Raw genomic sequence first — 25,098 nt, forward strand, 5'->3', positions numbered from 1 at the left:
GCCGGGGGGGCGGTCATATGGGGGCTCCCTCGCTGCGACTTTTTCGCGCGGCCGGCTGACATCCGCCAAGGGGAGTTCCACATGAACCGCAACACCCAGCTTGCGCTCGCCATTGCGAGCGCGATCAGCTTGTACCTGTCTGCCGCTGTGCCCGCCCACGCCGGCGTGGTCTGCGAAGTCACCGCCGATGGCACCGTCAACGGCGCATCGACGTCCACCGCCGGCAGCACCGCGGCTGGCTCCGGCGCCGTCGCCTGCGGCAGTGGCAACACTGCCAGCGGCGATTTCTCGGTCGTGATCGGCTCGTCGTCGCAGGCCACGCAGATGCACGGGATGGCGCTCGGCGAAGCGGCCAGCTCCACCGCGGCGGAATCCACCGCGATCGGCATGCACTCCTCGGTTACCGCCGCATCGTCGGTGGCGCTGGGCAACAACGCCACCGTCGGCCACACCCAGAGCGTGGCTTTGGGCGTGGGTTCGACCTCCGATCGTGCCAACAGTGTGTCGATGGGCAATGCCAGCCTGCGTCGCCAGGTCACCAACGTCGCTAACGGCACCCAGGCCAATGACGCGGTCAACCTGAGCCAGCTCAACACCGTCGCGGCCTCGGCGGCCTCGGTCGACCAGTATTTCCAGGCCACTGGCGGCGGCAGTGCAACAGCCGTCGGCGCCAACGCCACCGCCGTGGGTTCGGCCGCCTCCGCAAACGGCGACTTCAGCACCGCCGTGGGCTGGTCCAATATCGCCAACGGCTTGGGCACCAGCGCGGTGGGTGACAACAACCGCGCCACCCTCGAAGGCGCCAGCGCGATGGGCCGCGTGAACACCGCCAACGGCGTGAATGCCAGCGCGATCGGTAACCAGAACCAGGCCACCGCCGCCGACGCCAGTGCCGTTGGCCGCGGCAATCTCGCCTCCGGCGCCAGCAGCAACGCATTCGGCGACGGCAACGAGGCCGCCAACCTGAATGCCTCCGCGTTCGGCCACATCAACTACGCCAGCGGCGTGGACAGCGCCGCGATGGGCTACAACAACCGCGCGACCACCAACCGTAGCGTCGCAGTCGGCGCCGCCAACACCTCATCCGGTGTCCAGGCTTCGGCCATGGGCAACGCCAACCAAGCGCTCGCCGACGGCAGCAGCGCGATCGGCTCCGCGAACGTGGTCAACGCCGCCGCCACGGGCGGCAACGCCTTCGGCCGGCAGAACACCGTCGACGGCGCGGATGCCAACGCCTTTGGTACCGGCAACACGGCGAGCGGCGCGAACAGCTTCGCCGCCGGCAACGCCGCGCAGGCGACCCAGCTCGACACGATCGCGATCGGCAACGGCGCGCAGGCCACCGCCGCCGGTGCGATCGCGCTGGGCCAGGGCAGCCTGGCCAACGGCCTCGAGAGCGTCGCGATCGGCGGCCAGTCGGGTGGCTTCTTCGCTACCGCCAGCGGCGACTACTCCACCGTCGTGGGTGGCGGCGCCGAGGCGGGCGCGGTCAACAGCACCGCGTTGGGCAACTTCGCCTACGTCGACGCCCTGGCCACCGACAGCATGGCGCTGGGCAGCAATTCCATCGCCTTGAATGCCAATAGCGTCGCGCTGGGTACCGGCTCGCTGGCCGACCGCGCCGACAGCGTCTCCGTCGGCGTCTCTGGTCCGCTCGGGTTCACCCGCCAGATCACCAACGTCACGGCCGGCACCCAAGCCACCGACGCGGTGAACAAAGCGCAGCTCGATGCGGTCGAGGCCGCCGCCGCGTCCGCCACGGCCTACTTCAAGGCCAACGGCCTCAATGACGGCACCGACGACGCGATCGCCGCGGGCACCGAGGCAACCGCATCGGGTGCCTACGCGCTCGCGCAGGGCGACTACAGCACCGCCAACGGCTCGAACGCCAGCGCGTTCGAAGAAGGCGCTTCGGCCTTCGGCGCCACCGCCAATGCGTTCGGCAAGTTCTCGACCGCAGTCGGCTACGGTGCCAATGCGATCGGCCTGAACGCCATCGCCAGCGGCACCGGCGCCAATGCCGGCGGCACCAACAGCGCAGCCTACGGCAGCTATGCCAACGCAGCCGGTATCGGCAGCGCCGCGCTGGGCAGCGGCGCGTCGGCCGGCACCAATGGCGCGCTGGCGGCGGGCGGCAATGCCAATGCCAGCGGCGCGGCCTCGACCGCCGTGGGTGGAAGTGCCGTGGCATCGGGCACCAACGCCGTCGCAGTCGGCAACGCCGCCGAAGCCACCGGCAACCACTCGGTAGCAGTGGGCGGTAGCGACACGCTGGGCTTCTTTGCCGAAGCCAACGGTTCGCAGTCCACCGCCGTGGGTGCGGGCGCGTGGGGCAACGGAACTGACTCGACCGCGATGGGCTACCAAGCCTACGCACGCAGCGCCAACAGCATCGCCATCGGCTCACGCAGCGGCGTCGCCACGGCTGCCACCGGCGGCATGGCGGTGGGTACTAATGCACTGGTCGCAAGCACGGGCGTGAACAGCGTGGCGTTGGGTACCGGTTCGGTGGCCACGCGGGCCAACACGGTGTCGGTCGGCACCACCGCGGTCGGCGGGCAGCGTCAGATCACCAACGTCGCGGCAGGCACCGCCGGCACCGACGCGGTGAACAAAGCGCAGCTCGATGCGGTCGCCGCCGCCGGTGCCACCACCAGCCGCTACTTCACCGCGACCGGCGCGGGCACCGCAGTGGCCAGCGGCACCGAGGCCACCGCTTCGGGTTCCGGGGCACTTGCCAGCGGCGCCAACAGCGCCGCGATCGGTGCACACACCACCGCAAGTGGCGGCAACAGCATCGCCGCGGGCGGTTGGGTGGATCGCAATGGCGATGGCCTGGTGGGCAGCAACGAAGTGACCGTGGCTGGTGGCGTTCTGTCCAGCGCCTTCGGCATCAGCGCGCAGGCCAACGGTCTCCAAGCCACAGCCATCGGCAGCAACAGCATCGCTTCCGGCGACGCCAGCACCGCCCTCGGCAGCACCGCGTTTGCGATCGGCGCTTCCAGCACAGCGTTGGGCGGTTACAGCCTCGCGAGCGGTTTCCAGGCCATCGGCATCGGCGGCGGTTGGGCCACCGCCGACATCAGCACCGCGATCGGCGCCAACAGCCAGGCCACGCAACTGCGCAGCACGGTGGTCGGCAGCTACAGCATCGGTAGCGGTATCGGCAGCACGGTAAACGGTGCCTACAGCAGCGCAACCACTGACTACGCCAGCGCGTTCGGTTCCGAGACTCAGGCAACCGGCGTGGCCAGCACCGCGATCGGTGCCTTGAGCAGCGCCTCCGCCGACAACAGCGTGGCCTTGGGCGCCAACTCGGTAGCCGATCGTGCGAACACCGTCTCGGTGGGTACCTCCACCGTCGGCGGTCAGCGTCAGCTCACCAACGTCGCGGCCGGCACGATGACCAACGATGCGGTGAACCTGGGTCAGTTGCAGACCGTAGCCACCTCGGCCAGCGACGCGCAGAACACCGCCAACACCGCGCTGGCCAATGCGGCCACCGCGCAGAGCACGGCCAACACCGCGTTGACCAACGCGGCCACCGCGCAGGGCACGGCCAACACGGCGCTGACCAACGCGGCGACGGCGCAGGCGACGGCCGACCAGGCCCTGACCACCGCCACCACGGCGGTGGTCGTGGCCAACGGCTACACCGACACCCGCGAAACCGCGGTCCGCAGCGACATGGCCGCCGGCGACACGGCCACGTTGGCCTCGGCCAACGGTCACACCGACACCCGTGAAGTCGCGATCCGCGCCGACATGCAGACCGGCAATGCCACCACGTTGTCGTCGGCGCGGACCTACACCAACGCCACCGCCACGCAGACCCTGAGCTCGGCGAATGCCTACACCGATTCGCGCTTCAACATGCTCAGCGACGACTTCACCGCGCTCAGCAGCGGCATGGACTACCGCTTCCAGCAGACCGACAAGCGCATCGACAAGATGGGCGCGATGGGCGCGGCGATGCTCAACATGGCCACCAGCGCCGCGGGGGTGCGCACCCAGAACCGCATCGGCGTGGGCGTGGGCTTCCAGAACGGCCAGAGCGCGCTGTCGATCGGCTACCAGCGCGCGCTCTCCGACCGCGCCACGGTGACCCTCGGCGGCTCGTTCAGCGGCGACGACAACTCGGTCGGCGGCGGCGTCGGCTTTGGTTGGTAATACCCCCTAGTGCAGGCAATGCAGTTCTCCGACATCCGCTTACCTACAAGGATTCAACTCATGACCCGCAACACCCGCAACCTTCGTATCCGCCTGCTGACCGCGATGGTCGCCACCGGCTTGGGCAGCAACGCGGCACTCGCCGCCGATCTGCTCGTCGCCGGCGAGGCGTCCACCGACGCCGTCCCGAGCCTGATGTCCAGCAACCGCCTGATCGTCCGCTACAAGGACGCAGCGCTGAGCCCGTCGCTGAAGCTGGCCAGCGTTGACGGTGCCGCCCGCCGCGCGCGCGCCGCGCAGCCGGCGACCGGCGGTCGCGCCGCCGCCGTCTCCGGCGCTGCCCCGACCGCGTCGCTGGTTCGCCGCCTGGGCACGGGCGCCGAACTGGTGCGCCTGTCGCGTGGCGTGGGCGCCAGCGAGCTCAAAGCAATCGTCGCCGAGATTGCGGCCGACCCGGCAGTCGCCTACGTCCAGGTCGACCAGATGCTGCAGCACACCGGCATCGACGCCCAACCGCTGCTGGTGCCCAACGACCCGAGCTACGCCGCCGCGCAGTGGCACCTGAAGGCCACCCCCGGTGGCGCCAACGTCGAACCGGCGTGGGACGTGTCCACCGGCGAAGGCGTGGTGGTGGCGGTGCTGGACACCGGCATCGTCCCGCACCCGGACATGGATGCCAGCATGCTGACCGGATACGACTTCATCACCGACCCGTTCGTCTCGCGCCGGCCGACCGCCGAGCGCGTGCCGGGCGCCTACGACTACGGTGACTGGACCGCGGCCGCCGAGTGCAGTGCGACATCGACCGCGCGCACGAGCTCGTTCCACGGCACCCACGTGGCTGGCACCGTCGCCGAACAGACCAACAACGGCGTCGGCATGGCCGGCGTCGCGTTCAACGCCAAGGTGCTGCCGGTGCGCGTGCTCGGCAAGTGCGGCGGCTACACCTCCGACATCGCCGACGCGATCACCTGGGCCTCCGGCGGCGTGGTGGCCGGCGTGCCGACCCTGGCCAGCCCGGCCGAGATCATCAACATGAGCCTCGGCGGCGGTGGCGCCTGCAACCCGGTCACGCAGGACGCGATCAACGGTGCGGTCTCGCGCGGCACCCTGGTGGTGGTCGCGGCAGGCAACTCCAACTCCGAAGTCGCCAACTTCAGCCCGGCCAGCTGCAACAACGTGATCTCGGTCGCGGCCGCGGGCGTCACCGGTGCGCGCGCGTCGTATTCGAACTACGGCGCGCTGATCGACCTGGCGGCGCCGGGCGGCGGCGGCGGCGTCGACGGCAACCCGAACGGCTACGTCTGGCAGGCCCGCAACAGCTCGGCCACCTCGCCCGACCTGGGCACGCCGGTCTACTCCGGCTTCACCGGCACCTCAATGGCGTCGCCGCACGTTGCGGGCGTGGCCGCATTGGTGCAGAGCGCGGTCCCCACCCCGCTGACCCCGGCGCAGATGGAAGTGCTGCTGAAGGAGAACGTGCGTTCCTTCCCGGCCACCCCGGACCGCGTGATCGGCACCGGCCTGCTCGATGCGAGCCTGGCGCTGACCGCCGCGCTGACCCCGCCGGGCCAGACGCCGGCGATCCCGCTAGCGAGCAAGGTCGCCGTGACCGGCGTCTCCGGCGCGGCCGGTGGCAGCAAGCTGTACAGCATCGACGTGCCGGCCGGCAGCAGCCTGCTCAACCTGATGACCTACGGCGGCAGCGGCAATGTCAGCCTGTACGTCAGCCGCGACGTCCGTCCGACCACCACCGCGTACGGCTTCCGCTCGATGCGTCCGGGCAACAACGAGACCGTGCGCATCTCCGCCCCGGTGGCCGGCACCTACTACCTGCTGGTGCAGGGCGAAACGAACTTCAGCGGCCTGTCGGTGCAGGCCCGCATCGACTGATTCGTCTGCGCGCAACATCGCGGCTGCGAAATGCGGCCGCCTCCTTCAACCCCGGCTTCGGCCGGGGTTTCTTTTTGACTGCGCGACTGCACGCGGGCTTCGAAGCGGTGGCCTGGCACCGGCTCCCGCTCCTCGGATGACACGGCGCAGTCAAAGCGCTCGGCTACACTCGCGGGCTCGCCACTCCCGGATCGCCCATGGCCGCTCGCGCCCTCACCCTGTCCGTCCTCGCCGGTGTACTTGCGCTGGGCGCCTGCAAGCGCACGGAGCCGACTCCCGTCCCACCGGCCGCCGCGCCGGTGGCCGCCACGAACGCTCCCGCAGCGTCCGCCAACGACAACCTCAACGCCGTGCTGTGGGTGCAGACCGCGGCCGAGTACCAGGCCGCGAGCCAGACCGTGTACCGCGCCGCCGCCGACAAGCTCGACGCCGCGCTGCGCGAGAAAAACTGGGACGCGCTGGTGCCGGCCGAACGCGCCAATGCCGCGACCGGCCTGAAGCCGGCGGTGATCATGGACGTCGACGAGACCGTGCTCGACAACTCGCCCTACCAGGCGCGGCTGGTGCGCGACGGCAAGGAGTACGACGAACTGACCTGGGACCAGTGGGTCGCCGAGAAGAAAGCCAAGCCGCTGCCGGGCGTGGTCGACTTCGCCAAGGCCGCGAGCGCCAAGGGCGTGACCGTCCTCTACCTGTCCAACCGCGCCGAGCACCTGCAGGCCGCGACCCTGGCCAACCTGCGCAGCGTCGGCATGCCGGTCGCCGACGACAGCGTGTTCCTCGGCCTGGGCACGTTCGTCGAGGGCTGCGAGCAGAACGGTAGCGAGAAGAACTGCCGCCGCCAGCTGGCCGGCCGCAAGTACCGGGTGCTGATGCAATTCGGCGACCAGCTCGGCGACTTCGCGCAGATCACCGCCAACACCGGCGACGGCCGCGCCAAGCTGCTTGACGAGTACCGCGACTGGTTCGGTGAGCGCTGGTGGATGCTGCCGAACCCGACCTACGGCTCGTGGGAACCGGCGACGTTCAACAACGACTGGAACCAGCCGCGCGAAGCGCGTCGGGCAGCCAAGCGCGAGGCGCTGGACATCGCGCGTTGAGGTTGCCCTCGCACCCCCTGCAGCAGCCCCAGCCTGGCAATCAAGCGCGAGGACAGTCTGCGTACGGCGCGAACCGGCGATTCGCCACAACATGCAGCCTTCGGCCGGTAGCGGATGCAGGCCTGGCGCCTGGCTCTGGCGGCTCCTGCACGGCGTACTGAGTTGCGGCGCGTCTCCTCACTCCCGCGCAAGACCCGCCGTCAGAATTCAACTGTCGCGGTCACCACGTCGCTGTAAGCGCCGGCAGTGAACGCGGGGGTGACCGGGACGCGCCCGTAGACGACCAAGGTCTGCGGGCTGCCTTGCCCCGAACCGGTGCCGTTGCCCAATACCGTGCTGCCGCTGCCGCCACCCGTACCCCAGATCGTCGCCCGGCCGCTGTCCGTGTACAGGTTGTAGGCGATCGTCTGCGGGCCGACACCGTTGAGGTACATGCGGCGCGCATTGACGTCGGCGGCGCGACCGCCATCGAGCTTGACCGTGTACGGCGTGCCGTTGGTGCAGGTGACCGTCAGGTTCGCCTGCGCGTCACGGACCACGTTGAGGATGTTGTGAGTGCCGAAGTTCAGGGTCTGCGCGGCGATCGTGCAGCTGCCTTGCAAGGTGGCCGAGGCCCTGAGCGTGTACGTGCCACCGAGGCTGACGTTGGTCGCGCAATTGGCGTTGGCGGCGCCCGAATAGCCGTAGACCGCGTTCGTCACCTGATGCAGGTACGCGCCCGGCGTCGTGGTCAGCTGACTCGCGGTCAGGCGCCCGTACAGGATGACGGTACCGGGGTACCAGACGTTGCGGTTCGGCAGATTGATGGAGGTGGACGCGTTGTAGGTGTAGTTGACGATCTGGCTGTACGCCGAATCGGAATACACGTCGTAGGACAGGGTGCCGGGAGGCGCCGTGGTCCGGTTCATCAGGCGCGGGCTGGGGTTGGATTCGGTGCCGACGCACATCAACACCTTGTTGCTGTCGCCGTTCTGCGTGCGCATGCAACTTACGGCGACCGTGGTGCTGGTCGGGTTCGAATTCAACGGCAGGGTCAACGTGCCGAAAGCCAGGTCGACCGGAGCGGTGTTGACGACGCAGTTGATGGCCGCGTGGGCGATGCCCGGCGCCAGCCAGGACAGCAGTCCCAGCGTGGCCGCAAGCAGGTAACGACGGATCATTGGCGGGCCTCTTGTCGGCATTTCAGCGGGCGCGGCGCGCCCCGGTCTTCGGCTTGGACGAGGGCCGGCGTCACAGCGATGCAATCGGCGCCGGCGCGGGTCCACGACAGGGATTCGCCGGCGGCGTAATGCTCCAGCCATAGTGCACCATCGAAACCGACGACCGCCTCGCTGCCGTCGGCGCGGGTTACGCGCGTGCCGGCCTCGACCGGTTGGCCGTTGGCGTCCAGCAGCTCGAGCATCGCGCTGTGGGTCTGGTTGATGGCGAAAGGCACGCGCACGCCGCTGCGATCGGCGGGCGTCACCAGCCGTTCGATCGAAGGCACTTCCAGGTTGGGCGCCAGCTGGTCCGGGTCGATGGCCACGCGGTTGCGCTGCCAGCCGCGCAGGTCGGTCAGCAGCAGGTAGCCACGGTCGTTGGTGCGACCGGCGACGCGGTTTTCGTACAGGATCGGGACGCCACTCACGCCGTTGGTGGACACCACCGCGAACGAGTCGTTGATGCGGCGGCTGACAAACGCGCTGCTGTCCATCCAGACCAGGCTTCCGCCGCCCTGGACGTACGCACCGCCCTGGCCGTTGTTGCGGTCCACGCCAGCCCAGATCTCGCCTCCGCGGCCGCGCCAGCCCGCCGCCAGCTGGCCGTCGCCGTTGTCCTTCGCCTGCGCCTGCCACCCCAGCCCGCCTTCGTACGGCAGCGCGCGGGCCACCGATGCGACGGCGCGCGTCTCGTGGTCCTGATGGTCCAGCGACACGGACGAGAACACGTCAGGCCCGAGCGGAACGCTGATCGACAGCGAACTGCCGGTGCCGGCGCGACTGTCGTCGAAGGCGCTCAGCGTCCACGAGAAGCGGCGATAGCTTTGGTTGAAGCCGATGCCGAGGGAGCGGCTGCGCGGATTTTCTTCGTCGCGATAACGCAGCCACGTCAGCGACAGCGAGCCGCGCGGTACGGTGAACCATAGCGAGGCGCGGTCCTGCTCGCGCAACGGCAGGCTGCCCTCTTCCAGCGCACCCACGTCCCGGAAGTGCGCGGTCGCGCGTTGCCGGTAGGCATCGAAGCCCATGCGCTGGCCGAACCACTGGTAGCCGCCGCCGTACTGGTGGCCGCTGGCTTCGTGGGAGCTATGCGCAAAGTTGGCGTTGAACACGCCGTAACGCCCCCACGGCGACCACGCGAAACCGACCCCACCGAGGCTCAGCTCCTTACCGTATTCGGCGTGCAGCTCGGCGGTGAAATCGTCGGTCAAGCCGCGGCGCCAGCTGCCGGTCGCGACCGGGTGCCGGAAATAGTCGTTCGACTCGATGCCGTAGTTGCGTCGCAGCAGGCCGGCCTCCAGCGAAAAGTCGCTCAGGCCGCGTGCCAGGCGCTGGTAATCCACGTATAGCGGCACGCTGGTCTGGGTGGTACGACCCAGCGCATCGGTGACCACGACCATCGCCTGGCCGGCCCCGACCACGCGCGGGAAATCGCTGAGCACGAACGGGCCCGGATCGACTTCGCCGCTGTACTGCCGGACGTTGTTCACGTACAGCTCCACCGATGAGGGCACGACGGCATCGGCGGAAAACTGCGGCAGCGGATAGATGATGAGGTCCGGGCGCACGCTGAAGTTGCGGCGCCACTGCACGCCGCCCAGGCGCACCGGGCGCGTCCACGCCAGGCCGCCGGAGATCAGGTCGCCGGCCGTCCACGTCCACATGTTGCGCGGATCGGAGTAGGCCCAGCGGGTGTCCAGGCGCCGGTAGCCGTCGCTGTCGTCGCCGATGCGGGTGACGCCATTGCCCTCGATGCTGCCGAATCGGCCGAACCAGCGCAGGCCGCTGCCCACCGAGGCCGAGTCGTTGTCCTGGTCGTGGCGGCCGTACAGATCCCAGTCCGCGATCAGTCCGTGGTCGCGCGTGACCAGGGTCGGTGGCGGCGCCTGGTAGCCGAGGCGATTGGCGCGCCGGAGCGCCGACGCGGGCGTCAGTACCACCTGCTGCATCGCGGCGTTGTAATTCCACGTCAGGCCGGGAATGGCATCCAACGCGACCAGGCCGGGGGTGTCGGCGAGGGCGGTTTCGGGCAGGATAAGGCCGATCGCGTCCAGGTCCGCCGGATCCACCGACAGCTGGCCATCGACCAGCCCGAAGCGGACCAGCGGCCGCACGACCTGGCCGTCCATGATGATGTCCAGGTACAGCGCTTGGGGCCCGCCGGGCCGCTGCGACGCTGTAGGCGTTTCGTCGTCCAGTCCCGCCGGCAAGCCGGCCGCCGCCAGCGCAGTCGTGGTGGCCGCATACAGCACGGCCGCCAACGCATACGCAAGGCGGCTGGGGTCAGGGCGTCGCGGATAGGTCAAGGGTCGCCGGCTGTCCGTTCAGCCGGACCTCGAGTTTTCTCCACGCCGTCGCGTTGCCCAGCAATTTCGAATCCAGCTCGAAGCGCCGCGCGCTGCCGGCCAGCACGTACCCCAGCAGCCCACCGGTGATCTCCATCGTGCGGCCGTCCGCGGCCACCAGCTTGCTCGCGCCGAACTGGGCGGCGACGCCGCCCCGGTTGGCGCACGCCAGTTGGTTCTGCTCGATGCGACATTGCACGGCGACGGGGGCCGGATCGGCCACCCGCACGAACACGGGGATCAGGTACCGCATGCGGACCTGGACCGCGCTGCCGACCTCCGTCCCCGGGTCACCCGGGAGCTCGTCGACGACGACACGATAGGCCATCTCGCGCGCCGGCGCGGTGGAACTGGTGCGCACGATGCGAACCAGTTGCTCGCCACCGGCGGGAATCTTCGCCACCGGTGGCGAAACCGCCAGGTCGTTGCTCGGCACGAGGCGATCGCCATCGCCGTCCTGGGTCCAGGCATACACCCGGACCTGCGCCGCCACTTCGGCGTCACCTGCGTTGCCCAGCACCAGCCGGCCACCCCGCACGCCGGGCAGCAGGTCGACGCCGGTCTGGCGTGCCTGCAACTGACCCTTGGCGTGGGCGGCCCCGCCCATCAGCGCCAGGACCGCAGCCAGGACCAGTGCGGAGCGCCGCCGGTTCATCAGAACGAGACGGTCGCGGTGACGACGTCCGTGTACACGCCGACCGGCTTCGGGTTCTGGCCACCGGCAACACGGCCGTAGACAGTGAAGGCCTGAGCGGCGCCGTTGCCGGTGCCGCTGACCACCACGCCGGTCGTGCCGTCGCCGAGCAGCACGGTGCGGCCTGCGGTGGTGTACAGGTTGTAGTCGATGGTGTTGCTGGCGCCATTGAGCAGCTTGCGCTGGGCGATGGTGCCGCCGCCGGCGGCGGCGCCGCCATTGAAGGCGACGTTGTAGACACCACCGGTCGAGGTGCAGGTGACGGTCACCGAACCGGTGGCGTCGATGTCGGCCGCGAGGCTGGTCTGGGTGCCGAAGTTCACCGGGGACGCGGTGATTCCGCAGGTGTTCTCCAGGGTCAGCGTGACATTCAGGCTGGTGGAAGCGGAGCCTGCGGCCATCGCCATCGGCGCAACAACAAGCAGGGCGGTGGCAAGCAGGCTGGTCTTGAACTTGTTCATGGGTAGGCTCCGGCGCAATCGCGCGATTTTTCGGCAATTCCGGCGGGTTGCCGGTCAAAAGGGGGTAAGCAGGAAGCGTGCCAACAATGATCGAGTCGATTAGGAATTAGTCGGGCCCTAACTTTGACGGCCGCCACCAATTTTTGTTACGGGCACGTGAGGAAGTATACGGAATGTGATGATCGTCTCCTAGCGCGTGCAATTGGCACAATCCGCCGCGTTGCGTCACATGCGGACCTCAGCAAGCTGAATATTCCGTCGAATCAAGCGCTTAGACGCGCTGGCTGGGGCCGGGTTGCCGCGCTGCGGCGCAGGGGCCAAGCTGCGCTCAGCGACTGGGGAGCCGCCACGCATGACCCTGACCCTCCGAACCGCCTTGGCTCTGCTGGCCGCAATCGCCCTGCTCGGCGGCTGCGAACGCGGCCGCGTGCCTGAAGCCGCGAGCGGCAGGCGTGCCGAGCCGGGCGCGACCGAACCGACCCAGGCCGTGGCCCGGCTGGTCGACGACCTGCGCCGCAACGACCTGGCCGGCTATGCCCGCCATGCGGTGCCGCCGGCGCTGCACGCGCAGCTGGAGATCGCCTGGGCGCAGGGCCGGACCAGGTGGCCGCTGACCGAACTGCCGCTCGACGACCGCCTGCCCGGCTTCCTCGCCGCGCTGGCGACCCCCGGTTCGGAGCGGGCGCTGCTGGCGACCTACGACCGCCAGTTCGCCGGCGCCCACGGCGAGCTGCGCTCGGCGGCCGCCACGCTGGGGCTGTTCGGGGTGCAGTACCTGCGCGCCGAAAGCGACTACAGCGACGACGAGCGCAACCACTACGTCCAGCTGGTCGGCGCGCTGAGCCAGTGGGGCAAGCGCGCGCCGCTGGGCGACCCGAAGCGGGCGCGTTCGGCAATCCCACTGCTGGCCGCCGCCGCGCGGCGCACCGGGCTGGCCGGCGAGGGCGGGTTCGCGCGCACCGGCATGACCCGCAGCCTGCAGCGGCTGGGGCCGTTCTTCGCCAGCTTCAAGCAGGTGCTGGTGGGCTATGGGCTGGACGTCGACGCGGCCCTGGCCGGGGCCGAGGTGACGGTCGCGGAGCAGGACGGGAACCGCGCCAAGGTGCGCCTGCGCTACACCCTGGCCGGGCAGCGGATCGACGCGCTGGTGCGGGTCGAACGCCTGCAGGGCCGCTGGTACCTCAGCGATGCCTTGCGCCACGCCCAGGTGGAGGCCCGCGGGCCGGCACCGGCCGCGACGCCCTGACACGGCGTCGGCGGGCCGAATCGGCATAATCCCCGGATGCCGAAACAGACCCCCCTGCCGTTCCCCGAGGCCGCCGCATCCGCGCCGCCCGTCGTCGGCCCGACCGCGGCCGACGACCTGACCGCGCCGCGCCCGCCTGCCGAACCCGAGGCGCCGGCGAGCGAAGCTGGCGCACTGGTCGAGCGCGACGATGCGGCATCGGCTGCCGAGGTGATCGATCCCGGCGCCGCGGCGGCGCACTCCGGATCCCGCGTAGACGCGCCGACCGCCAGCGCGAACACCGGCGCCAGCCCGTCCGACGCCGACCCCGATCGCGACGGCGTCCCCGAAGCCGACCCCGCCCAGGCCGAACTGCCGATCGCCGCGCCGCCCGCGCCGCTCACCACCGACGTGCGCCGACCGCCGTCGGGCGACCGCCGCCCGTGGTGGGCCCGGCTGCTGGCGCGGATGATGGCGCCGTGGGTGGCGCTGACTATCGAGCCCGAGGCCCCGGCCGAGCACGCCCCCGACTGGAACGCCGCCGACTGGCACCAGCGCCCGGTGTGCTACGTGCTGGAGGACTACGGCCTGTCGAACGCGCTGATCCTCGACCGCGCCTGCCGCGAGACCGGCCTGCCCTCGCCACTGCAGCCGCTGCCGGGCGACCCGCTCGGCCGCAAGCGCGCCTACGTCGCGCTGTCGCGGCGCAACGCCACCGCGCTGTCGTCGTTGCCGTCGCTGAGCCCGCAACCGGTGTCGCCGAAGAGCCATTCCGGCTCGCTGGCGCGGCTGCTCGACGCGCACCGCGCCGACCCCGCGCTCGACGTGCAGCTGGTGCCGGTGTCGATCTTCGTCGGCCGCGCGCCGGACCGCAGCACCGGCTGGTTCTCGGTGCTGTTCTCGGAAAACTGGACCCTGGTCGGCCGCTTCCGGCGCCTGCTCGGGATCCTGCTCAACGGCCGCCACACCCTGGTGCGGTTCTCGCCGCCGGTGTCGCTGCGCGCGATCGTCGACGAAGGCCTGCCGCCGGAGCGCACGGTGCGCAAGCTGTCGCGCGTGCTGCGCACCCACTTCCGGCTGATCCGCGCGGCGGTGATCGGCCCGGACCTGTCGACCCGGCGCCTGCTGGTCGACCGCGTGCTGGCGTCGCCGCCGGTCAAGGACGCGATCGCCGACGAGGCGCGCCGCAACGGCGGCCCATCCGACAAGACCCGCGCCGACGCCTGGAAGAAGGCCCACGCCGCGGCCTACGAGATCGCCGCCGACTACTCGCACCCGGTGGTGCGCTCGCTGAGCTTCATCCTCACCCCGATCTGGAACCGCATCTACCGCGGCGTGCTGGTCCACCACCTCGATCGGGTCAAGCAGGACGCGCCCGGCCACGAGGTCGTCTACGTGCCCTGCCACCGCAGCCACATGGACTACCTGCTGCTGTCGTACCTGCTGTACTCGCGCGGCATCGTGCCGCCGCACATCGTCGCCGGCATCAACCTCAACCTGCCGGTGATCGGCGCGGTGCTGCGCAAGGGCGGCGCGTTCTTCATCCGCCGCTCGATCCGCGGCAGCGCGCTGTACTCGGCAGTGCTCAGCGAGTACGTCGCGCAACTGGTCGCCGGCGGCTACTCGATCGAGTACTTCATCGAGGGCGGGCGCTCGCGCACCGGCCGGCTGCTGCAGCCCAAGGGCGGCATGATCGTGATGACGGTGCGCGCGTTCCTGCGCCAGCCCACGCGCCCGGTGCTGTTCCAGCCGGTCTACATCGGCTACGAGAAGCTGATGGAAGGCACCAGCTACCTCGACGAGCTGACCGGCAAGCCGAAGCAGAAGGAATCGATCTGGGCGCTGCTGGCCGGCATCCCCAAGGTGCTGCGCAGCAACTACGGACAGGTGGTGGTGAACTTCGGCGAGCCCATCCGGCTCAACGACATGCTCGCCCAGCACGCGCCCGACTGGAACGGCCAGCCGGTGCCCGAGGACGAGAAGCCGGCGTGGCTGGGGACGACCGTCGACGCGCTGGCCGAGCAGATCCAGGTCAACGTCAACCGCGCCGCCGACGTCAACCCGATCAACCTGCTCGCGCTGGCGCTGCTGAGCACGCCCAAGCACGCGATGGGCGAGTCCGACCTGCTCGCGCAGATCGCGCTGAGCAAGACCCTGCTCGCCGAGGTGCCCTACAGCGAGGGCGATTCCGACCGCGTCACCGTGACCCCGCACACGCCGGCCGAGATCGTCGCCCACGGCGAGGAGATCAACGTGCTCAGCCGCACCGCGCACCCGCTGGGCGACGTGCTCGGCGTCAGCGGCGACAACGCGGTGCTGCTCAGCTACTTCCGCAACAACGTACTGCACCTGTTCACCGCGGCCTCGTGGATCGCCTGCTGCTTCCAGCACAACCGGCGCATGAGCCTGCCCGGCGTGCTCCGGTTGGGACGTAGTGTTTATCCGTTCCTGCAGGCCGAGCTGTTCCTGCCGTGGAACGAGGACCAGTTCGCGCGGCGGCTGGAGCGCACCATCGCGGTGTTCGTCCGCGAAGGCCTGCTCGAAAAGGTCAGCGACGAGGACGGCGGCGTGCTCGCGCGCAATGCCGGTCAGACCGACGAGGTGTTCCGGCTGCGTGCGATCGGCCACTCGCTGCAGCAGGCGTTCGAGCGCTACTACATCGCGATCACGGTGCTGGTGAAGAACGGCGCCGGCACGCTCTCGGCCGGGGAACTGGAAAGCCTGTGCCAGCTCGCCGCGCAGCGCCTGTCGCTGCTGTACGCGCCGGCCGCGCCGGAGTTCTTCGACAAGACCCTGTTCCGCGGCTTCATCCAGAAGCTGCGCGAGCTGCGCCTGGTGTGGGCCGACGCGAACGGCAAGCTCACGTTCGACGAACGCCTGGACGCGTGGGCCCGCGATGCGAAGTTCATCCTCGGCCGCGAGCTGCGCCACACCATCGAGAAGGTCAGCCCGGAGGCGGCCAAGCGCGAGGCCGCTGCCGACGCGGCGCCGGAAGCGCCGGCCTCCGACGCGTAGGGGGGGTTTCCACCCGCCATCGCGACAATGGATCCAGACCAAACGCCGGGTTCGTCATCGCGGTGACGGATCCAGACCAGGCCTTGGGGTCACTCCGCCGGCTGTTCGTCGCGGTCGGCGGTTCGCGATGGCGGGTTTGAACCCGCCCTACGCCGGCTCGTCGGGAATCAGCGCGCTTTCCAGCCGCGCGATGCAGTCCTTGAGCCACAGCTTGCGCTTCTTCAGGCGCTTGACCGTCAGCTCGTCGGCCTCGGTGTCGCCGACCAGGCGGTCGATCGCGGCGTCGAGGTCGCGATGCTCGAGCTTGAGCTCGGCCAACTGGCGGGAAATGACGGCGGGATCGGCACTTTCGATCATGCGCGCAAGCTTAACGCGCGCCGCGCGCAAGCGGCATCGCGCATGCGCCCGGTAGAATGGCCGACCGATGAGCACCGTCCCGCATCCCGCCGTCATTCCCCTGGCCGAGCCCGCACCGCACGTGCGCGCCGATGCGCGCCGCGCGCACGATGGCGAACGCCTGGCCACGCGCCTGCGCCACCAGGTCGGCCAGGCGATCGCCGACTTCGGCATGATCGAGGACGGCGACAAGGTGATGGTGTGCCTGTCCGGCGGCAAGGACAGCTACACCATGCTCGACATCCTTCTGCAGTTGCAGAAGAAGGCACCGGTCAAGTTCGAGCTGGTCGCGGTCAACCTCGACCAGAAGCAGCCGGATTTTCCCGAACACGTGCTGCCGGCCTACCTCGACTCGCTCGGCGTGGCCTACACCATCCTCGAGCAGGACACCTACTCGGTGGTCACCCGCGTCGTGCCCGAAGGCAAGACCCTGTGCTCGCTGTGTTCGCGGCTGCGGCGCGGCGCGCTGTATTCGCACGCGGCCGCGCACGGTTTCACCAAGATCGCGCTCGGCCACCACCGCGATGACCTGGTCGCGACGTTCTTCCTCAACCTGTTCTTCCACGCCAAGCTCTCGGGCATGCCGCCCAAGCTGCTGTCCGACGACGGCCGCCACGTGGTGATCCGTCCGCTGGCCTACGTGCGCGAGGACGACATCGCGCAGTACGCGGCGCTGAAGCAGTTTCCGATCATCCCGTGCAACCTGTGCGGCTCGCAGGAGAACCTGCAGCGCAAGCAGGTCCAGCGGATGATGGACGCGTGGGAGCGCGAGACGCCGGGCCGGCTCGAGATCATCTCGCGCGCGCTCGGCGACATCCGCCCGTCGCAGCTGAGCGACCCGAAGCTGTTCGATTTTCTCGGCCTGGCCGCCCACGCGGAGCCACCCGTGGACTGACCCTGCTTCGCTCCTCCACTTGCGCAGCAGGGGGAGGCCGGGAGGGGGCGGTTCGGTTGCCAGCGAATCTGCCCGGGTCGAAAAGCCCCCTTCCCCAACCCTCCCCTGCTACGCAAGGGAGGGGGGCCAAGCGACAGTCCCTATTCGCCATTTTTTGCAGGACTTTCGATGTTCTTCCGCAACCTGACCCTGTTCCGCTTCCCCACCACCACCAAGCTCGACGACCTCGCCACCGGTCTGGCCGAATGCGCGCTCAAGCCGGTCGGTCCGATGGAGTTGTCCTCGCGCGGTTTCGTGCCGCCGCACGGCCGCGACGCCGACGAGTTCAGCAACCGCCAGGGCGATGCGCTGTGGCTCACCGTCGGCAGCGAGGAACGCCTGCTGCCCGGCTCGGTGGTCAACGACCTGCTGCAGAAGAAGCTAGCCGAGATCGAGCAGAAGGAAGGCCGCAAGCCCGGCGGCCGCACCCGCAAGCGGCTCAAGGACGAACTGATCGTCGACCTGCTGCCGCGCGCATTCATCAAGCCCGGCCGCGTCGATGCGCTGCTCGACCTGCAGCACGGTCTGGTCGTGGTCGACACCTCCAGCCGCAAGAGCGGCGAGAACGTAGTCAGCGAGATCCGCCGCGCGCTCGGCAGCTTCCCGGCGCTGCCGCTCAACGCCGAAGTCGCGCCGCGCTCGATCCTGACCGGCTGGCTGGCCGGCGAACCGCTGCCCGACGGCCTGACGCTGGGCGACGAGTGCGAGCTGCGCGACCCGCTGGAGAACGGCGCGGTGGTCAAGTGCCAGCGCATGGAGCTTCAGGGCGACGAGATCAACAAGCACCTCGAGTCGGGCAAGCAGGTCACGCGCCTGGCCTTGAACCTCGACGACCACGTCAGCTTCGTGCTCGGCGAGGACCTGGTGATCCGCAAGTTCAAGCTGCTCGACGGCGCGGTCGACGCGCTGGAGAACACCGAGCGCGAGGACCTGCGCGCCGAACTGGACGCGCGCTTCGCGTTGATGAGCGCCGAGGTCAAGCGCCTGTTCGCGGTGCTCGAAGGCGCGCTGAAGCTGTCGAAGGTCGAAGCCTGAGCGCTGCCCCGGCGGTGCCGAGCGTGCTCGGCACGCTTGCGATCGCGATGGCGGTGCCGAGCAGGCGCGGCACTGCGCCCCGCGAGAATGGCCGGTGGCGGATCGGGCGTGCTCGCACGCCGCGTATCCTTGCGCGCATGGGAAGCGTCCGCATGGGCCTACGGCGATGAGCCTGTTCCGCCTGCTCGCCGGCAAGCCGCACGCGATCACGCGCACGATCGAACGCGACAGCTTCGCGATCACGCTCGGCAGCGGCCAGGTCATCGACGTGGCGCGCGTGCGCGACCCGCGCGCGCGCCGGATCAAGCTCAGCGTCGACGAGCGCGGCCCGCGCCTGACCTTGCCGCTGCGCGCGAGCGCGGCCGCGGGCGAGCGCTTCGTGGTCGAACACGGCGACTGGCTCGCCGCGCAGATGGCCGATGCCTGCAGCGGCGTGGCGCGGCTGCAACCGCACGTCGATGCCCACCTGCCACTGCGCGGCGTGGCGCTGCCCGTGCACTGGCACGACGGCCGCTACCTGCGGCTGGAGCTGCTCGATGGCGCGCTCGCGGTCACCGCGCCCGCGACGCCGACCGACGCCGCGCTGCGGCGCGCGTTGCGCGATTTCTACGAGGCGCAGGCGCGCGCCGACGTCGGCCGCTGGTTGCCGCAGTACCTGCCCAACCTGCCGCGCGCGCCGAGCCGGGTGCGTTTCCGCATGATGTCGTCGCAGTGGGGCTCGCTGGCGCCCGACGGCGCGCTGTCGCTGGATCTGGCGCTGGTGCTCGCGCCGCCGCCGGTGTTCGAGTACGTGCTGGTGCACGAGCTGTGCCACCTGATCCACGCCGACCACTCGCGCCGCTTCTGGCGCGAGGTCGAGGCGCGCTGCCCGCACTGGCGCGACCAGCGCGACTGGTTCCGCGACGAAGGCCGCCGATTGAAAGCAACCTTGCACACACTGTGCGGCAACGCGCGCTGAGGCGCGACGACGACTGGCTGGATGTTGAAAAACGCCCATCTCGGGCATTTTTCGGGTCGCCACGCCGCAGTCAGCGTTTTCTTGTAGTGCCGAGCCTGCTCGGCACGTACCAATCGGTGGGGTTGCAGGGTGCCGAGCAGGCTCGGCACTACGCCAGCGAAGCAAGTCCCCTTGGGGGACAACACCGGGAAACTGCGCGATTTGGGTATGACGCGCCGCGCTCAGCGCGTCAGGAAATCCCCGATCGCCGCCGCCACCGCGGCCGGGTCCTCCATGTGCAGGTGGTGGCCGCCGTCGAGCACCACGAGCTCGCCGCGCGGCAACAGGCCCGCGCGTTCGCGGCGCAAGGCGTCGGGCAGGTACGGCTGCGCCGGCGCGGCGAAGATCACCCGCGCCGGGCATTCGATGCCCGCGACCAGCGCGCGCACCTGCGGCTCGGTCATCCGTTGCAGGGTCGGCAAGGTCAGGCGCGGGTCACTGCTCCAGACGAAGCCGCCTTCCACCGGCGCCACCCCGCGCTCGACCAGTAGCCGTGCCACCGGTTCGCTGAGCTCGTTGGCCTGCATCCGCGCGCGCACCGGCGCGGCCAGGTCGGGGAACACGCGCAGCGATTTGGTCGGCAACGCGCGGCTCGCCGCGACCGCGTCGCGCAGGCGCGCGACGGTGCGCTCGGGCACCTCGGCCAGTGCGCCCAGCGCCTCGATCGCGAGCAGCCGCTCGACCCGCGCCGGGCACGCGGCCGCGACCAGGCTGGCGATGCCGGCGCCCATCGAATGGCCGAGCAGGGCGAAGCGCTCCCAGCCCAGCGCGTCGGCGATGTCGAGCACCGAATTCACCGCGGCCGCGAACGAATAGTCCGCGCCCGGCGGCAGGTGCGCGCTGGCGCCATGGCCGGGCAGGTCCGGTGCGACCAGCTCGATGCCGGGCAGATGCGCGGCCAGCGGGACGAAGCTGGCCGCGTTGTCGAGCCAGCCGTGCAGCGCCAGCACCCGCGGCGCGCCGGGTGTACCGGTGCGCAGGCCGGCGATGCGCCCGGCCGGGGTGGCGAGCGCGAACTCGCGCATCGCGCTCGCAGTCGCGGCGCTCACGCGACCGCGCCCAAGGCGCACCGCGCGATCGCGGCCAGCGCCTGCGCGTGTGCGGGCGCATCGTTGAGGCAGGGGATGTAGCGCAAGCTGCCGCCGCGTGCGGCAAAGTGCTCGGCCAGCCCGATCGCGACTTCTTCGAGCGTCTCCAGGCAATCGACCGCGAAGCCCGGCGCGACCACGTCGACCGGGCGCAGCCCGCGCGCGGCGAGCGCGTCCAGGGTCGCCAGCGTCGACGGCTCCAGCCAGCGTTCGCGGCCGAAGCGCGACTGGTAGCTCAGCGTCCAGGCGTCGTCGGCCAGGCCCAGGGCCTGCGCGATCGCGCGCGCGCCCGCCTCGCAGTGCGTGGGGTACGGATCGCCGCGGTCGGCGAAGCGCTGCGGCAGGCCGTGGAACGACAGCAGCAGGTGTTCGCCGGTGCCGTGCTCTGCACGGTGGGCGCGGATCGAGTCGGCGACCGCGGCGACCCAGGCCGGGTCGTCGTGGTAGTCGTCGACCATCCGGGTTGGCAGGCCGGGCACGCGCGCGAGCGCGTCGGCGACCGCGGCGGTGGTCGAGGTCGAGTACTGCGGGTACAGCGGCAGCACCAGCGCCTGCTCGATGCCGTCGTCGCGCAGTGCCTGCAGCGTGGCGGCCAGCGCCGGCCGGCCGTAGCGCATCGCGTGCACCACCCGCAGCTGCGGCAGCTCGTGTTGCACCGCCTCCGCCAGCCGCCGCGTGTGCACCGCCAGCGGTGAACCGCCGTCGGTGCCGGGCAGCCACACGCTCGCGTACTTGCGCGCGACCGGGCCACTGCGCAGCGGCAGGATCACGAAGTGCAACAGCGGGCACCACAGCCAGCGGCTGCGGTCGACCACCCGGTAGTCGTGCAGGAACTCGGCGAGATAACGCCGCACCGCGCGCGGCGTCGGTGCGTCGGGGGTGCCGAGGTTGACCAGCACCAGCGCGGTCGACGCGGCGGCGGGGGTGGCTTGGGCAGGAGAGGACGCGGCGCTGGCGGATGCTGGCATCGGCATAGGATGACAGCTGCGGCGCGGCCGGCGAAAACGCGCAGCAGCAACAGGCCGCTTAAGGCGTTCGCGGCGACGACGAGGATGCAGGATCACAGCGCGCTCGACGCCATCCGCCAGCCGTCATCCCGAGCGCCCCCCAAGGGGACTTCCTTTGGGGCGCAGCGAGGGACGTGTTGGTTCGAATCCAAAAACGCGGGCCGGTTCCACCGCGATTCATCGCTGCGCCACTAGCCTGAATCGAACCTGTCGCGCCGCCTGCGGTCGAACCAACGTGCCAGCACCCCACGCCCATCCCCCGGAGTTCGCCATGTCCCATCGCCTGCCGCGCATCGCCGTCTTGTTGCTGTCCCTGGGCTTCGCCGCCACCGCCGTCGCCGGCCCGGTCGAGGACGAGCGCGCGCGCAACGCGCTGCGCGTGCTGACCGACATCCAGAACATCCCCGAGTCGGCGATCCCCGACAAGCTGCTCGACGAGGCGCGCGGCATTGTCGTGGTGCCGGATTCGCTCAAGGTCGGGCTGGTGCTCGGCGGCCGCCGCGGCCACGGCCTGGTCTCGGTCAAGAACCCCGACGGCAGCTGGTCGAACCCGAGCTTCGTCAAGCTCACCGGCGGCAGCATCGGCTTCCAGGCCGGGGTGCAGTCGGCCGACATCGTGCTGGTGTTCCGCAGCGACCGCGGCCTGGACTCGATCGTCAACGGCAAGATCACCCTCGGCGCCGATGCCGGCGTCGCCGCCGGCCCGGTCGGGCGCAACGCCTCCACCGCCACCGACGGCCAGCTCAAGGCCGAGATCTGGTCGTGGTCGCGCGCGCGCGGGCTGTTCGCCGGCATCGCCCTGGACGGCGCGGTGCTGTCGATCGACGACGCCGCCAACGAGGCCGTCTACGGTCGCGACACCACGCCGCGGATGATCTTCGAAGGCCGCGCCGGCGGCACCCCGTCGAACGCGGTGGTCGATTTCCGCGACCGCCTCGAGGAAGCGACCGCCGACGCCCGGACCACGCGCGGCACCGACGGCCGTGCCAGTGCCAGTGCCAGCGTCCGCGCCCCGTCGCGCGGCGATGCCGCGGTGGGTGCTTCGGCCGCCGTCGCCCAGCCGCTGCCGGCACCGGGCGCGAACGAGCCGCAGCCGCAGCCGTTCGAGACCGTCGAAAGCCCGACCCAGGTCGAGCCGCTGCCGTAACCGGGCAACGCTCGCGCTGATTGGTGCGCGCCACGCCGCTGCCCAACCGCGGCGGTTGTCACACGCCGTGCGGTATCCTGATCGCCCGTATTTTCCGAGCATTCCCATGGGCGGTTTTAGTCTTTGGCACTGGCTGATCGTGCTGGTGATCGTGGTGCTGGTGTTCGGCACCAAGCGCCTGAAGAACGTCGGCAAGGACGTGGGCGAGGCGGTCAAGGGCTTCAAGGACGGCATCCGCGACGACGACGCCAAGCCGTCGGCGCAGTTGCCCGACCCGCAGGCGACCGATGCGTCCCGCCGCGGCGACGAGCCCGGCGCGCCGCAGGCCGATGCCGAGCCGCAGCCGCGCAAGCCGACGGTCAGCCCCGGCGACCGCCCGTAAGCGCCGACCGCGCCGTTCCCCAGCCGCGCCCACCAAAGCCATGTTCGACATCGGCTTCTCCGAACTGTTCGTGATCGCGATCGTGGCCTTGCTGGTGCTCGGCCCCGAGCGCCTGCCCAAGGCCGCGCGTTTCGCAGGTCTGTGGGTGCGGCGCGCGCGAGCGCAGTGGTACTCGGTGAAGTCCGAACTCGAGAACGAACTGGCCGACGACGAGCTCAGGCGCAGCCTGCAGCAGACCCGGCAGCAACTGATGGACGCCCGCGACCAACTGCAGCGCGGCGGGCAATCGTTGCAGGACGAATTCGACCCGGGGCCGCGCGACAACCTCGAGCTGGCAGGTTCGCCCGACCATTCCATCGCACGGCCCGCGGCAGCCGCACGGGTTTCTGCCCGCGACCCCGCCCCCCCGTCCGATGCCACCCCCGGCCATGTCGACGATGACCGACGCTGAGCGCGGCGCGCGCGCGGCGGACGACGCGGACGACGCCGTCCAGCCGCGCCTGCTCGACCATTTGCTGGAACTGCGCGCGCGCCTGCTGCGCGCGGTTGCCGGCTTGCTGATCGCGTTCGTCGCGCTGCTGCCGTTCGGCAACACCCTGTACGCGTGGCTGGCGCAGCCGCTGCTGGACAAGCTGCCCGCCGGCGGCCAGCTGATCGCGACCCAGGTCGCCTCGCCGTTCTTCGCGCCGGTCAAGCTGGCGTTCTTCGCCGCGCTGCTGCTGGTGATGCCGTGGCTGCTGTACCAGGCCTGGTCGTTCGTCGCGCCCGGGCTGTACCGGCGCGAGAAGCGGCTGGCGCTGCCGCTGCTGGCCTCGGCGGTGGCGCTGTTCTACGCCGGCTGCGCGTTCGCGTTCTTCCTGGTGCTGCCGACCGTGTTCGGCTTCCTCGCCGGGATCACCCCGGACGGGGTGGCGATGATGACCGACATCACCGCCTACCTCGATTTCGTGCTGGTGATCTTCCTCGCGTTCGGTGCCAGCTTCGAGTTGCCGGTGGCGCTGGTGATCCTGGTGGTGCTGGGCTGGGTCACGCCGGCGCAGCTGCGCGAGGCGCGCGGCTACGCGGTGGTCGGCATCTTCATCATCGCCGCGGTGATCACCCCGCCCGACGTGGTCAGCCAGCTGCTGCTCGCGGTGCCGATGTGTATCCTCTACGAGATCGGCATCCTCGCCGCGCGCTGGGTCACGCCGCGCACTGCGGCCGACGGCGACGCGCCGGCGCCGTGAGCGTGGCGACCGGGCGCGTGGCCCCGGGTGCGGCTTCGCCCACTGAAACCCAGCCAAACCGATCCGCAGCCGCAGGATTCTGGGCCCGCTACGCGGCCTGGTCGCTGGATGCGGCGCTGATCGCGATCCCCACCTCGCTGCTGACCGCGCACAAGATCGCGCCCGCGGTCGACGCCTGCCGCAGCCAGTTCGCCGCCGTGCTGGCACGCGCGGCGCGGCTGTTCGGCGAGGCGTTGTTCGCCGGCCAGCCGCTGCCCGAGGTTGCGCACGCGCTGGTGCACGATCCGGCACTGCGCCAGGGCATCGCCGCCACCGAAGCCGCACTGGTCGCGATCGCGCTGCCGCCGCTGCTGGTGTTCGCGCTGCTCGCCGCGGTGTACCACGTCTGCAGCGAGGCCTCGGCCTGGCAGGGCAGCCCCGGCAAGCGCTGGCTCGGCCTGCGTGTCGCCGACCGCGCCGGCCGCCCGCTGAAACTGCTGCAGGCCAGTGCGCGCTACTTCGCCGGCAGCGCGTCGTGGGCGACGCTCAACCTCGGTCATTTGCTGGCGGCGCTGCCGCCGCAACACCGCGCCCTGCACGACCGCTTGGCCGGCACCCAGGTGCTGACGTCGCGCACCGGGACGCTCACAACGCGGGCGAAGGCGTGGTTGTGGCTGCAGGCGCTGCTGGCGCTGGCGGCCAGCATCTGGCTGGGCGCGGCGTTTGCTGCGATGGCGCAGGCGGCGCTGGAAAACATCTGATCAAGCCGAGCCGCGAAGCGGACTCGGCCTGCATACGGCCATGA

At 70.5% G+C, this 25,098-nt stretch carries 20 protein-coding genes; 13 read left to right on the forward strand and 7 right to left on the reverse strand.

What is annotated here, in order from left to right:
* Positions 1–81: 81 nt before the first annotated feature.
* The 3 genes from ACFQZQ_RS09890 to ACFQZQ_RS09900 all read left to right on the forward strand — a co-directional run bounded on the left by ACFQZQ_RS09890 (position 82) and on the right by ACFQZQ_RS09900 (position 7,163).
* Positions 82–4,170 carry a beta strand repeat-containing protein gene (locus ACFQZQ_RS09890; RefSeq protein ID WP_386812623.1) on the forward strand — a complete coding sequence of 1,363 codons (4,089 nt, stop codon included), beginning with the start codon at positions 82–84 and terminating at the stop codon, positions 4,168–4,170.
* A 60-nt stretch (positions 4,171–4,230) separates the two neighbouring features.
* The gene (locus tag ACFQZQ_RS09895) at positions 4,231–6,063 is read left to right on the forward strand and encodes a S8 family peptidase (RefSeq protein WP_386812624.1); all 1,833 of its coding nucleotides are present in this window, start codon (positions 4,231–4,233) and stop codon (positions 6,061–6,063) included.
* Positions 6,064–6,260: 197 nt separating this feature from the next.
* Positions 6,261–7,163, forward strand: coding sequence for a 5'-nucleotidase, lipoprotein e(P4) family (locus ACFQZQ_RS09900; protein WP_386812625.1), 903 nt, complete (start codon positions 6,261–6,263; stop codon positions 7,161–7,163).
* 200 nt (positions 7,164–7,363) lie between these two features.
* Here ACFQZQ_RS09900 and ACFQZQ_RS09905 read toward each other — a convergent pair whose 3' ends face one another.
* Genes ACFQZQ_RS09905 through ACFQZQ_RS09920 form a run of 4 tightly spaced genes read right to left on the reverse strand, consistent with a single transcriptional unit; the run spans position 7,364 to position 11,862 of the window.
* Positions 7,364–8,323, reverse strand: coding sequence for a Csu type fimbrial protein (locus ACFQZQ_RS09905; protein ID WP_386812626.1), 960 nt, complete (start codon positions 8,321–8,323; stop codon positions 7,364–7,366).
* Entirely contained in the window at positions 8,320–10,668 is a 2,349-nt protein-coding gene (locus ACFQZQ_RS09910) for a fimbria/pilus outer membrane usher protein (RefSeq protein WP_386812627.1), read from the reverse strand. The genes ACFQZQ_RS09905 and ACFQZQ_RS09910 overlap by 4 nt, the downstream gene beginning before the upstream one ends.
* Entirely contained in the window at positions 10,646–11,362 is a 717-nt protein-coding gene (locus ACFQZQ_RS09915) for a fimbrial biogenesis chaperone (RefSeq protein ID WP_386812628.1), read from the reverse strand. Before ACFQZQ_RS09915 ends, ACFQZQ_RS09910 begins: the two co-directional genes overlap by 23 nt.
* Entirely contained in the window at positions 11,362–11,862 is a 501-nt protein-coding gene (locus ACFQZQ_RS09920) for a Csu type fimbrial protein (RefSeq protein ID WP_386812629.1), read from the reverse strand. Before ACFQZQ_RS09920 ends, ACFQZQ_RS09915 begins: the two co-directional genes overlap by 1 nt.
* 352 nt (positions 11,863–12,214) lie before the next feature.
* Here ACFQZQ_RS09920 and ACFQZQ_RS09925 point away from each other — a divergent pair, with 352 nt between their 5' ends.
* A complete protein-coding gene (locus ACFQZQ_RS09925; RefSeq protein WP_386812630.1) occupies positions 12,215–13,108 on the forward strand; it encodes a hypothetical protein in 894 nt (297 codons plus the stop codon).
* Between the two features lie 36 nt (positions 13,109–13,144).
* On the forward strand, positions 13,145–16,102 hold the full coding sequence (plsB, locus tag ACFQZQ_RS09930; RefSeq protein ID WP_386812631.1) for a glycerol-3-phosphate 1-O-acyltransferase PlsB: 2,958 nt from the start codon (positions 13,145–13,147) through the stop codon (positions 16,100–16,102).
* A 147-nt stretch (positions 16,103–16,249) separates the two neighbouring features.
* On the opposite strand, the gene ACFQZQ_RS09935 is transcribed toward plsB, so the two are convergent.
* Positions 16,250–16,456 (reverse strand): YdcH family protein, encoded by a 207-nt coding sequence (locus tag ACFQZQ_RS09935; RefSeq protein WP_386812915.1) that lies wholly within the window; start codon positions 16,454–16,456, stop codon positions 16,250–16,252.
* A 70-nt stretch (positions 16,457–16,526) separates the two neighbouring features.
* Between ACFQZQ_RS09935 and ttcA the strand changes: the two genes are divergently transcribed.
* The 3 genes from ttcA (at position 16,527) to ACFQZQ_RS09950 (ending at position 19,425) form a co-directional block, all read left to right on the forward strand.
* Positions 16,527–17,393 carry a tRNA 2-thiocytidine(32) synthetase TtcA gene (gene ttcA / locus ACFQZQ_RS09940; RefSeq protein ID WP_386812632.1) on the forward strand — a complete coding sequence of 289 codons (867 nt, stop codon included), beginning with the start codon at positions 16,527–16,529 and terminating at the stop codon, positions 17,391–17,393.
* 168 nt (positions 17,394–17,561) lie between these two features.
* Positions 17,562–18,467 carry a recombination-associated protein RdgC gene (locus ACFQZQ_RS09945; RefSeq protein WP_386812633.1) on the forward strand — a complete coding sequence of 302 codons (906 nt, stop codon included), beginning with the start codon at positions 17,562–17,564 and terminating at the stop codon, positions 18,465–18,467.
* 166 nt (positions 18,468–18,633) lie between these two features.
* The gene (locus ACFQZQ_RS09950; protein ID WP_386812634.1) at positions 18,634–19,425 is read left to right on the forward strand and encodes a M48 family metallopeptidase; all 792 of its coding nucleotides are present in this window, start codon (positions 18,634–18,636) and stop codon (positions 19,423–19,425) included.
* Positions 19,426–19,646: 221 nt separating this feature from the next.
* Here ACFQZQ_RS09950 and ACFQZQ_RS09955 read toward each other — a convergent pair whose 3' ends face one another.
* Entirely contained in the window at positions 19,647–20,489 is an 843-nt protein-coding gene (locus tag ACFQZQ_RS09955; protein WP_386812916.1) for an alpha/beta fold hydrolase, read from the reverse strand.
* A 20-nt stretch (positions 20,490–20,509) separates the two neighbouring features.
* Entirely contained in the window at positions 20,510–21,520 is a 1,011-nt protein-coding gene (gene hemH / locus ACFQZQ_RS09960) for a ferrochelatase (protein WP_386812635.1), read from the reverse strand.
* 310 nt (positions 21,521–21,830) lie between these two features.
* Between hemH and ACFQZQ_RS09965 the strand changes: the two genes are divergently transcribed.
* The 5 genes from ACFQZQ_RS09965 (at position 21,831) to ACFQZQ_RS09985 (ending at position 25,054) form a co-directional block, all read left to right on the forward strand.
* Positions 21,831–22,706, forward strand: coding sequence for a lipid-binding SYLF domain-containing protein (locus tag ACFQZQ_RS09965; RefSeq protein WP_386812636.1), 876 nt, complete (start codon positions 21,831–21,833; stop codon positions 22,704–22,706).
* A 106-nt stretch (positions 22,707–22,812) separates the two neighbouring features.
* Positions 22,813–23,088 (forward strand): Sec-independent protein translocase subunit TatA, encoded by a 276-nt coding sequence (gene tatA, locus ACFQZQ_RS09970; protein WP_386812637.1) that lies wholly within the window; start codon positions 22,813–22,815, stop codon positions 23,086–23,088.
* 40 nt (positions 23,089–23,128) lie between these two features.
* Positions 23,129–23,539 (forward strand): Sec-independent protein translocase protein TatB, encoded by a 411-nt coding sequence (tatB, locus tag ACFQZQ_RS09975; protein WP_386812638.1) that lies wholly within the window; start codon positions 23,129–23,131, stop codon positions 23,537–23,539.
* A complete protein-coding gene (tatC, locus tag ACFQZQ_RS09980; RefSeq protein ID WP_386812918.1) occupies positions 23,526–24,314 on the forward strand; it encodes a twin-arginine translocase subunit TatC in 789 nt (262 codons plus the stop codon). The genes tatB and tatC overlap by 14 nt, the downstream gene beginning before the upstream one ends.
* Positions 24,311–25,054: an RDD family protein gene (locus ACFQZQ_RS09985; protein WP_386812639.1), complete on the forward strand. Its 744-nt coding sequence runs from the start codon at positions 24,311–24,313 to the stop codon at positions 25,052–25,054. Before tatC ends, ACFQZQ_RS09985 begins: the two co-directional genes overlap by 4 nt.
* Positions 25,055–25,098: the final 44 nt, after the last annotated feature.

Origin of the sequence: Lysobacter koreensis (genome assembly GCF_042677045.1) — a bacterium.
Lineage (GTDB): Bacteria > Pseudomonadota > Gammaproteobacteria > Xanthomonadales > Xanthomonadaceae > Lysobacter_K > Lysobacter_K koreensis.